This is a genomic window from Pseudomonas sp. 8BK (assembly GCF_902506475.1).
GTDB lineage: Bacteria > Pseudomonadota > Gammaproteobacteria > Pseudomonadales > Pseudomonadaceae > Aquipseudomonas > Aquipseudomonas anguilliseptica.
Genome location: NZ_LR733260.1, coordinates 1 through 11,571, shown reverse-complemented (window position 1 = coordinate 11,571; position 11,571 = coordinate 1). Strand labels below are relative to the sequence as shown.

General features: G+C 53.4%; 3 protein-coding genes and 1 pseudogene. All 4 read right to left on the bottom strand.

Going from position 1 to position 11,571, the window contains the following annotated elements; all coding sequences use genetic code 11:
* Window positions 1-639: 639 nt before the first annotated feature.
* Window positions 640-9,240, bottom strand: a complete 8,601-nt coding sequence (locus ACIN8IBEIGE_RS21035) for a calcium-binding protein (protein WP_160016445.1) — start codon at window positions 9,238-9,240, stop codon at window positions 640-642.
* A gap of 16 nt (window positions 9,241-9,256) precedes the next feature.
* A complete protein-coding gene (locus tag ACIN8IBEIGE_RS20680; protein ID WP_160016444.1) occupies window positions 9,257-9,610 on the bottom strand; it encodes a hypothetical protein in 354 nt (117 codons plus the stop codon).
* 280 nt (window positions 9,611-9,890) lie between these two features.
* Window positions 9,891-11,306, bottom strand: coding sequence for an HlyD family type I secretion periplasmic adaptor subunit (locus tag ACIN8IBEIGE_RS20675; RefSeq protein WP_160016443.1), 1,416 nt, complete (start codon window positions 11,304-11,306; stop codon window positions 9,891-9,893).
* A pseudogene (locus ACIN8IBEIGE_RS20670) lies at window positions 11,303-11,571 on the bottom strand (type I secretion system permease/ATPase); the annotation flags it as partial. The pseudogene ACIN8IBEIGE_RS20670 and the gene ACIN8IBEIGE_RS20675, both read right to left, overlap by 4 nt.

Here is an 11,571-nt window from a genome sequence, read left to right as displayed (position 1 = left end):
AACTCTCCAGATTCAAACACTACCACCTGAAGAGGAGGCGCATTCTACGCAGCTTTCGCTGCTTTGCAACCCCTTATTTAAATCTAACTTCTTGTTTTATAAGAAGTTTAAGGAGCCACATACGCCTGAAGAGCTGCGCATTATAGGGACTGCCGAACGAAGGTCAATCGATTGTTATGCTTTTGTTTCAAAAGCCGCGAATTCAAGAGCTGCAGCTACTCCACACCCCAGAGCCAGCAACAGAAACAACAACCCCCATAGCGATAGTGGAGGCTACACATTCGCCCACATCACTCTGTCATACAAGCTTCAATCCAGGCCGCGATTTTTCAGCCACACTGACCGGCCAAAAAGCGCTGAGCTTCCGGTTACTCGGATCAGCATACAGCCGTTGACTGAAGCCCATGCAATGCACTGTCGCTGCATCGTCGCCATAGTCGGTATGAATCCACAGACAACCGTGACTGCCAGAAGTCGACCTACCCCTTGAATAGATCCCACTCGCCTAAAAGCGTGCACAGAATCTGTTTAGCGCTAGCCACCTACAACTGAACGCACTCCTTAAACTATTAATGCGCTACTAATGCACCACAAACAAACAGCCCGCCATTAAGGCGGGCTGTTTGTTAGCGCGTTGTACTACTGCCAGTTTGCTGCGATGACCGCATTGAGCTGATCACGTTGCACCTGACTCAAGTTGATTTCCCCGCCAGCTGGCGCGCCGAAGGCGGCCATGGCACTGACGAGGTTGTCGACCTGATTGGCGTACAAAGTCGAGCCGCCTGCCTGGACGGCATCCAGGCGCTGGGCTGAGTTTGCATACCAATCCTGCACCGTAACGCTGTCTTCCGAGCCCCGGACGTCAATCACCAGGCTGTCACCTTGGCGCGACAACCAGAGGTTGTCACGGGTGATACCTTCGATGCTCAGGATATCGTTGTCAGCCGGAGTATTGGACAAGTTGTTGATGCTGTCCTGACCATCACCCGCAGCGAAGTAGTAGGTATCACTACCGTCGCCACCGAGCAGGTAGTCATTACCCTTGCCGCCGCGCAGCTTGTCGTTACCCGCACCACCGTCAATCAGATCAGCATCGGACGAACCAATGATGTTCTGGTCACCGGCCTGCCCCGCCAAAATGGTTCCAAAGGAACGCTCATCTGGCACACCCTGGTAGTTAGGCGAACCCGCTGCATCCGGATTTGCAAGACCGAACGCACCGAACAACTGAGCAGATGTCAGTTGGTCACCGGAAGCAAAGCTGATCACATCAACGACGTGGTCACCGCCCAAGAACCAGTTCTTCAGGGTGACCTGATCGCTGCCACCGCTAACTTTGAGCACCAGATCGTTACCGCTCTTCATCAGGCCACTGGAAACTTGATTGAAGGCGATGCCGTCAAAGCGCAGCGTGTCGAAACCGCCACCGATGTTATCGATAACGTCCTGACCGCCACCTGCAGCGAACACATAGGTGTCGTCGCCACGGCCGCCAATCAGGGTGTCATTACCAGCACCACCGTTGAGCGTATCGTTGCCGTTGCCACCCTCGAGGCGATCATTACCGGCTGCGCCAGAAAGCTGATCATTGCCATTGAAGCCTTGCAGCAAGTCACGCTGAGCAGTGCCATTCAGTGCGGCATCGTTACCACTGGTGCCCTGCACAACACTGTCAAACGCTGCAGCAGGTGCTGTTGGTACAGGCAGCCCAAATGCCCCAAAGATCTGCGATGCAGTCAACTGCCCGCCCGTTTCGAAGCTGATGGTTTCAACCAGGTTGTCGCCACCCAGGAAGAAGTCTTTCAGGGTCACTTGGTTGGCCGTGCTGCCATTCACCTTGAGGACGAGGTCGTTACCCGACTTGCCCAAGCCCGAGGCTACCTGATTGAAGGTAATGCCATTGGCGAAGCGCAGAGTGTCGATGCCGCCCAGTTCTTCAAGCACATCCTGGCCGGCTGTATAGACATAGGTGTCATCACCAACGCCACCCAGCAACCGATCATTACCTGCGCCGCCATTGAGGGTGTCCTTACCGGCACCACCAATCAGCACCTCATTGGCTGCGGTTCCGGTGAGAACATCATCACCGCCAACACCTGCAACTGGAGGCTGGTCGCCACCGCCTGGATTGGTACCGCCGTCACCCGGTTCTTCACCATCACCAGGATTGCCGCCATCGCCCGGCTCACCGGTGCCGCCATCAGGCAGCGCAGTCAGCAGGCCGGCAATCTGAGCGGTAGTGATATAGCTACCACCATCAGGCTGAACATAATCAATGGCGAAATCACCGCCCAGGAAGTGATCGGTTACTTTTACCTGCTGCTCAAGATCACCATCCACCAGAATCAGCAGATCGTCTCCCTCGCGGTGGAAGCTCAACCGAGCACGTGCGATCCCGATGAAGAACGCACCGTCAAAGCCACCACCCGTGTTATCGATTACATCGACACCACCGTTGGCGCGGTAGTAGTACTTATCATCACCTGCGCCGCCGGTTAGTTGGTCATCGCCATCCTCACCATCGAGCACGTCGTTGCCAATGCCGCCGATCAGGATGTCATCACCCGAACCGCTCTGCGAACCGTTGCCACCGGACAGGTAATCATTGCCGTCACCACCTTCAATCTGGTCGTTGCCGCCCATACCAAACAGAGTGTCGTTACCCGCGAGACCACGCACCAGATCACGCTCTTGGCCGCCGGCCAGTTGCTCGCCTGCAGCAGTACCTTCTACGAGGGTGTCGAAGCCGCCAGGCACGTTGCCGGCTGCAACGATCTGGGCAATACGTGTAGCGTTGATCAGGAAGCCGCCATCGGGCTGAACATAGCTGATGGCCTTGTCGCCGCCCAGAAAGTGCCCCAATACGCGCACAGACTGCTCTGCATCGCCATCTACCAGGATCAACAAGTCATCACCATCGCGGGTAAACGTCAGACGCTCTTCATCGATACCACCGCTGAAGAACACGCCGTCATTGCCGCCACCAGTATTGTCGATGGTGTCGACACCATCGCCCAACTTGTAGACGTACTTGTCGTCGCCAGTGCCGCCGAATAGCTGGTCACTGCCAACACCGCCCATCAACTGGTCGTTTCCAGCACCACCATAGACAGTGTCGTCACCAGCCTCACCGTCCAGGTAGTCGTTACCACCCTCGCCGTGGATCACGTCATCACCGGCGCGGCCCCAGGCCTTATCGTCGCCTGCGCCAAGACGCATGCTGTCGTTGAGGTCGCGGTAACCGATAAAGCTGTCAGCAACATCGGTACCGTGCCAGATCACTTGCCCTTCGACTTCGGCTTGGCTCAACTCGCTGCCATCGGCGAACACGAAGTGCTCAAGCTTGAAGTGATCATTAGGCTCCTTGAACCAGTTCTGCACAGTGATCGAGTCAGTGCCGTTGGCATGCTCGATAATCATGTCCAGACCACGACGGTGGAAGCTCAAATCGCTGGCGGCAATACCTTCACCGAAGCTCAGGGTATCGGCAGTCGGCTCAACGTTACTGAAGGCTTCGTTTGCACGACGTTCGATCAGTAGGTCCTTGCCATCGCCCAAGTTGAAGACATAGGTATCTTCACCGAACGAGCCGTAGATGGTGTCGTTACCAGTACCACCCTCGATGGTATTAGTGCCCTGATTCCAGGCATTGCTGTATGCCTCGATCAGATCGTCGCCAGCGGCGCCCTGCAGGGTGTCGAAGCCTTGGCCTTTTAAGGTGTCGTTACCTTCACCACCGACCAGCAGGCCGCTACCTTCCAGATAATCATTACCCGCGCCGCCGTCGAGTAACCCACCACCGTAGAGATGATCATCACCTGTATCACCATAGAGATGATCGTTACCCCCGCCACCGTTTAGAGTGTCGTTACCTTCCCCACCGTGAAGATGGTCATCACCCCATTCGCCGTTGAGCAGGTCATTGCCAGCATCGCCGTGAAGCGTGTCGTCACCATCACCACCGTTTAGGGTGTCATTACCCTCGCCGGTGTGAATCTCATCATTGCCTTCCTGACCATGAACGATGTCGTCCCCCCCACCAGCGTGAATAAGGTCGTCGTCGGGGTGGCCAAAAATCTCATCTGCGGTATCAGTACCTGCCAACGCCATTTGCTTGATCTGATCAATATCCCAAGACGTACCATCGGCGAAGAGCATTGCCTCGATCGGGGTTTTGCCGTGTGAGCCTGCCTGATAGGAGAACTGATCCTTGATCCGGATCTGGTCACCGGTGACAGTGCGGGTAATTACCAAGTCAAACTCATCACGGCGCAAAACGACATCTGCAGGAACTGCATCAGTGAATTGCAGGCTGTCGTTACCGCTTTCGTCCTGAATCAGATCAATACCGCTACCAGCAGCGAATTGGTAAAGATCATCATCCTGACCGCCTTGTAATTGATCATTGCCGGCGCCGCCAATCAAGGTGTCATTGCCCAGGCCACCCTGAAGCAAATCATCACCAGTGCCACCATCAAGCAGGTCATCGCCAGCGAAGCCCTCTATGTGGTCAGCACCATCGCCAGCCGAGATGGTGTTATCCAGATCGTTCGCCTGAATATGGTCGTCGTCTGTCGAGCCAACCAGCGATCGGGCATTGAGTTCTTGAGGACTAAGCACTTCCAGATTACCTAGCGCGTCCTTCAGAGTCAGCCCACGGCGAGGAGTGCTGCCGTCAAAGAAACCTTCGATCTTCAACGTATCCTGACTGTTATCTAGGAACGAGACGATTAGATTGTCACCACTACGGCGCAGCAACAGTTGCTCAAGGTTGTAACCTTCAATCTGGATGGTAGCTTCAGCCGGCAAGCTACTCACCCGGTCGTGATCACTACCCTGGCGCAAGACGTACGTGTCAGTCTCCCCCCCCCAATAGCGATCATTACCAGCACCGCCATCCAGCAAGTTTTCACCACGGCCACCAGACAGGAAATCCTCGCCACTGCCTCCCAGCAATGTATCTTTCCCATCGTCGCCATACAGAGTGTCGTTGCCGTCACCACCAGATAAGTGATCATCCCCAGCATTGCCGTGGATCAGGTCATTACCTGCCAGCCCCTGAAGCACGTCGTCTGTGGCATAGCCATAGAGGTTATCAACCCCATCAGTACCGACTTGTACAAGCTGTTTGATCGTCTCGACATTCCAGGAAGTCCCATCGGCGAAAACAACTCGATCAACCTGATAACCGTCCGTAGCGTCACTTTCAAAAAAGTGCTCAACAGTCAGTGTGTCTTCACTACCTTGAATGCTCAGGATGAGCTTGTTCTGCAGACGAGTCAGGCGAACATCGGCAGGTAAAACGTCAGCGGCAAGTTGGATAACGTCCTCGGAGCCAGGAGAACGATCAAAGTTATTGACCACATCCTGCCCGTAACCGCGACCAAAGACGTAGGTATCCGAACCTTCCCCACCGGTCAGGTAGTCATTACCCGCACCGCCATCCAGAGTGTCATTGCCCTCACCACCCTCCAGGCGATCATTGCCCTCGCCGCCAGACAAATGATCGTTACCCTGATTACCAATCAGGGTGTCGTTGCCGGCACCACCATTGATCAGATCATTCGTCGCATAGCCGTATAAGGTGTCCGCCCCATCTGTGGGCTGCAGGACTTGCTGCTTGATTTGCTCAAGATCCCAGAAGCTGCCATCAGCGAATGAAATACGATCGATTGTGTATCCAGTTGTCGCATCATTTGCAAAAAAACTGTCAACAGAAACCGTATCACCCGTGTCACGAATGGTCAGTATCAAGTTGCCATTAGAGCTCTGAGTCAGACGAATATCAGACTGAGCGATACCTTCGGCCAACTGAATGACGTCCATACGACCAACCGTGAGATCGTAGTTGGAAATACGATCATGGCCATCACCGCGCCCGAATAGATAAGTATCAGAACCGACACCACCATATACGTGGTCATTACCGCTACCGCCCATAAGAACATCGTTACCGGCTCCACCGCTCAGCCAATCATCGCCTATTCCACCGACGAGGGTATCGTCTCCTTCTAGACCGTCGATTCTGTCATCACCGATGCCACCGTCGATCACATCCCCCATGGCATAGCCAGTCAACTGGTCGGCCCCGTCCGTGGCTTGCAACACCATCTGCTTGATGGTGGCCACGCCCCATTGCGTGCCATCGGCAAAATCAATACGGTCGATCTGATATCCACCCGCCCCATCCTGATGGAAGAACGTCTGTACACGTATCGAATCTTGGCCATTGTTGAGGCGCAATACCAAATCACCGCCCGAACGACGCAACGTTACATCCTGAGGCGTCAAACCCGTCGCGAGCAGAATGCGGTCAAGCCGCCCTGCAGAGGTGTCGTAGTTATTCACTACATCGTGCCCGGAACCTGGCCCGAACAGATAGGTATCGGCACCCGCGCCACCAGACAGATGATCGTTACCAGTACCGCCATCCAGAACATCGTTACCCGCACCACCGTCGAGACGGTCATCGCCACCGCCGCCAGCAAGCGTGTCATTGCCGCCATAGCCGTTGATGAACTCACCAATATCAGAGCCCTGAATCACATCGGCAGATTCATAGCCGTGCAACTGAGTCAACCCTTCGGCAGGCTGCATAACGATGTGTTTGATCTCTTCCAATGACCAGGACTGCCCACCAGCAAACTGGATCTGATCGATCTGATAACCGCCAGCAGCATCTTGGTTGAAAAAGTGACTAACCCGCAGTGTATCGCTATGGCTCTTCAACTTGATCACAAGGTCGTTGCCCTGGCGAGAAAGCTGAACATCTTCCTTGCCCAACCCTTCGCTCAATAGAACGATATCAAAGCGTCCAACCGATCGGTCGTAACTGCCAATCGTGTCGTTGCCTGAGCCAATGCCAAACAGGTAGGTGTCTGATCCCTCACCACCATCTAGGTGATCATTACCCGTGCCACCGCTAAGGATGTCTTTGCCGGCACCGCCATACAGCTGATCATCCTCCCCACCTCCAAACAGGATATCTGCGCCGTCACCACCGTACAGGTAGTCATTCCCCACACCGCCATCGAGGTAGTCATTACCCTGATTGCCCTGGAGGGTATCGTTGCCATCTTTGCCAAAGACAAAGTCAGAACCGCTACCTGCAGAGAGAGAATCCGCAGCAACACCGCCCGAGACAATAATGCTCGCGCCACCCAGTTGTTGTTTAAAAGCTTGCTGCTGAGCGGCATCAAGTTGCGACACCCAGGTGCCCAAGGTCGCAGACCATTGATCCAGAGGGCCTTTGACCGCCTTGATCAATTCAAACAGATCGACACTGGCCTTGATCGCGTTACTTTGGTGGGTCTGTTCGAGCAACTGGGTAACACCGCTGTAATCCAGCGTTATGCCATCTGCAGACAAACTCAAATCAATTTCAGCCACATAAGGCTGCAATCGTGTCTGCAACAAAAGCCCTTGGTACACCGACTCGCGCAGAGCCTCGTAAGCGTTATTCAGGAACTGAGCCTGAGTCGTGTTCACCCCAAGGTGAGCTTCGGTTATATAGTGGGTGGTCGTCCCCATGACGATACCGCCGCCGAAACTACCACTACCACCACGCATCGAGCCTGATCCAATCAGCGCATCAATAGTTTTCTTACCGCTGGAATCTGTTCGCTCAGTGGCACTGAAGTTGAAGAAGTTCTGACTGTTGAATACTTCAAGAATCTTGATTTTTTCAAGCAACGCCTTCTGCTCAAGCTGAGCTGCCGTGGGGCCAGTGTTCTGCCCCTCGCCAACAGGAATCGAGCCCGATCCACTACCGCTGCCCCCAGTCGAACCTGTGGCCAAATCAATGCCTTGCGGTTTTTCCCACGAATAGGAAAAAACAAAGCGTACCGAATCACTGCTCAACGCCGAAACACGCTGATCGAAGGTTCGATAGCCGGAGCTTTCAGCCCACTCGGCAAGAACACGATCCAATAACCCCAGCTGCTCCTGGCGAGTCTGCGCCGAAGCATATTGAGCAAGCGCTCCCTTAAGTTCAGGGTTGAGCATGCTGGCTTCGCGTAAATCACGTACGGCCCCCGAACCTTGCATACCCGGGAGACCTTTTGCGACAGAGTCCAACGCAATACGATCAGTAAACTGGCGATAAAACGGATTAGACGCTAGATCTAGGTTGGCGGCTTGACTTAAGTTGCCATTAACCAAACTCTCGCTACCATCTCCACGTACAAAGGTACCTACAGCGCTGATCAAATTGCCGTTGGAGCCTTGGTTAGTTTTGGTTGAATCTAGATTGACAGCAACAATATTATGTTCGGTCAGACTTTTGAGCTCGTGCGCTTGCGATACACCATCCTGATTAAGATCCTGCCAAATACGCACATTGGCAAATTCGGCATCTTGCGCGTCGAACACACCATCGACATTGCTGTCTAGATCACGCAGGGCATCGAAACCATCTTTGGCCTTTTGGCCGTTAGACTTAATAGTATCTACCCCGAAGAGCTCAGTACCGCTATCGATTACACTATTTCCGTTACGATCGAGGACTAATAGCCCATCATCACCCTTCACCCAGCCGGTGCCAGTTTTTAAACCATCACCATCAAAGTCGAAAGTTACACCTGCATCCGATGAAACAGTCTCTACACCATCTCCATCTATATCTAAAGCAAGTGGATCATACCTCTGAATGAAATCTTGCGCTAATTGATACAGACGGTTGGATAATGTATCCTCCATGCATGAGGTTCCAGTATCAATGTACCCCCTATCTAAATCATTACCAGATCCAGGCGACCAATTGTCACCATACCCATCCATGGTGGGTTCTGGCAAATTAGAACGCTTTAATGCCTCATCAACAGTGCTGTTTGAGTTGCTTGATAGCGGACGATAAGGGTGCCCCTCCGCTTGTACCTGAGTAATAGCGTCTTTAATATCTCCCCACTCTTTTGAAAGATCATCACCCTCTGCAATCACTTCAGATGGATCATCACCTTCATGATCATAATCTGAAAACCCTGGCTCTGATTCGGTACCAGGAACATATTCGCCATGTTCAGTATTGATATCTCCGTACGGAGATCCACTATCGGCTCCGGGAATAATACCGTCACGCTCCGCCTTAGTAGACGCCTCTGCTCCGCCTGTAGGGCTTTCACTTGGCCCGCCGCGGGCGCCCCACTGCTTACCATTCGAATCAGTGTAGACAATATATTTATGATAGTAAGAGCTGCCAGCCACCTCTCCAAGGTAGGTGTAGCGAACTTCTATTTTTTCCATGTGACGTCACCTCCATTTATAATCCGATGTTTTTAAAGTAACCAAAGAAACCGACCACCACTCCCTGAGATATGCATACATAAATATCCGCACTGCGACTGCCGGTCACGCTTTTGTGCATAAGTACAGATGAGTGCAGAGCATACTCACTACTTGCATCGCACAAACTCTTATCAATCTTATTAACCTTAAGCTCATTGCCCCTGAAGAATTCGTCAGCATGCTGTACTGAATTGCCCAGCATAAAATATTTACTCAAGAATTCGTATGGAACTCTTCTTTCCTCACCCGCAACTCCAGAGAGCTCACGCAGTGAGCCAATGAAGTCACCAGCAATTGCAGAAGCCCCCACCGAAACTGTAACAGCCATAAGCACCACCTTTATTAATGGTTTTCTGAAAAAAACAGCACACATACTTATTATCCCCCTCACAAGCAGATAACTTAGACAAATAGAAGGTAAGTTATAAGCTGAAGTCATTTCCAAAAAATCCAGCACCTGCTCGAAATTCGGCTACCCAGAGGCCGCCAAATAAAACAGCAAGAGCAGCCTATTTATCTTAATAGCAAAACAACAAGTTATCACCAGGTGTCCTTGTGTATTATCTAGCTAACTATATTCATATAAATAAACCTTAACACTCAGCCCCCTATCGTTCACTTAAACTTTCAGCAGTGTGCTGTTGCAGTGGGCTGAGAAAGTAATCAATCACCTTCCGCTTATCCGTCTTCACTTCTGCCTTTACTGCCATGCCCGGTGACAACGCAATCAGGCTCTCACCCACTTGAATCGTGTTCTTCTTCAACTGTATCCGCGCGCTGTACACCAGCCCCAAGCGTTCATCTTCAATGGCATCATTGGAGATGCTTTGCACCACGCCATCAATTACGCCGTACTTGGTGAAGTTGAATGTCTCAACTTTGATCTCGACGGTTTGCCCTGGCCTCACAAAGCCAATGTCTTTGTTTTCCAGCATGGCTTCCACTTCCACCGGCTGATCACTGGGGACGATGACCATCAGCGGCTGGGCTTCAGTGACCACCCCACCGTTGGTGTGAATGGCCAGTTGCTGCACGGTGCCATCTACCGGCGCAGTCAGGCGCATCAAACTGTCGCGCTGCTGGGCCTTTTTCAGTTCCTGAGTCAGTGCAGCAGCGCGTTGCTCGGATTCATGTTGCAGATCAAGCATGGCCCGACGGGTCTGTGCGATCACACTGTTTTGCTGGCTCTGCGCTGCCTTTTTCGCCGCACTGAGTTCGCGAACACGCGATTGCTGGATACTCAATTCGCGCTCCTGATTGAGGCGGACCTGCTCCTTTTCCAGATAGGCGTGTTTGGCGACAAACTGCCGCTCAAGCAGACGCTTGTAGTCGGCTGCCAGTTCGCGTGTGATCGGCAAGCTTTGTTGCAGTGAGGCCACCGTGCTCTGCGCAGCCTGCATTTCGGCACTGCGCTGTTCGATAGCGGCCGCGCTTTGCTCCAGAGTGCTTTGCAGCTCCAAGTACTGCCCTTGCAGCCAACGTTGCGCCGCTAATTGCTGCTCGGCACTCGCATGGGGAATCAGTTGCGCCAGGCTGGTAGGGGGCTCGTTGGTTTGAATCGCCTCCAGCATGGCAGTTGCACGAGCGCTGTCGACTTGGGCGGCAAGCAGGTCGCTGTTCAGACGCTCGATATCGGCACCGGTCATGCTGGTGTCTAGCTCAATCAGTAGGTCACCGACTTTGACCTGTTGCCCGTCGTACACGTGAATGGCTTTGACCACCGCCACTTCACTGGGCTGGATGATTTTACTCTTACCGCTCGGAACGACCTTGCCACTGGCGGTGGCCACCACATCGATTTCGCCCACGCAGGCCCACAGCAGGGTCAGGGCGGCAAAGGTCATGATGATCCATTGGGTATAGCGTGGCGCTGGATGCACCGGTTGTTCCTGCAAGGCCAAAGCAGCCGGCAAGAATTGCACCTCGTGGTTTAACCGCGCTGGTGCATCCATGGCTTTGCGGTTTTGCCAGGAGTGTCGCCAGGCCTGACGGTAGCGGTTGATCAGATCGCGTTTGGCGCTCATGCGGCACCGCCGTGTTGTAGGCGGTGTAGACGCGAGTAGTGGCCAGCTTGATGAGTCAGCAGTTCGGTATGGCTACCCTGCTCGACGATCTGGCCGCGATCCATTACTAGGATGCGGTTGGCGTCGCGTACGGCAGAAAGGCGGTGCGCGATGATGATCACCGTACGGCCTTTGCAGATGGCCTGCATGTTCTGCTGGATGATGCGCTCGGACTCATAGTCCAGCGCACTGGTGGCTTCGTCGAAGATCAGGATGCGCGGGTTGC

Excerpts from the sequence above, each read along its gene's own strand:
- ACIN8IBEIGE_RS20680 (WP_160016444.1), bottom strand. The coding sequence starts at position 9,610 with ATGGCTGTTACAGTTTCGGTGGGGGCTTCTGCAATTGCTGGTGACTTC.
- ACIN8IBEIGE_RS20675 (WP_160016443.1), bottom strand. The coding sequence starts at position 11,306 with ATGAGCGCCAAACGCGATCTGATCAACCGCTACCGTCAGGCCTGGCGA.
- ACIN8IBEIGE_RS21035 (WP_160016445.1), bottom strand. The coding sequence starts at position 9,240 with ATGGAAAAAATAGAAGTTCGCTACACCTACCTTGGAGAGGTGGCTGGC.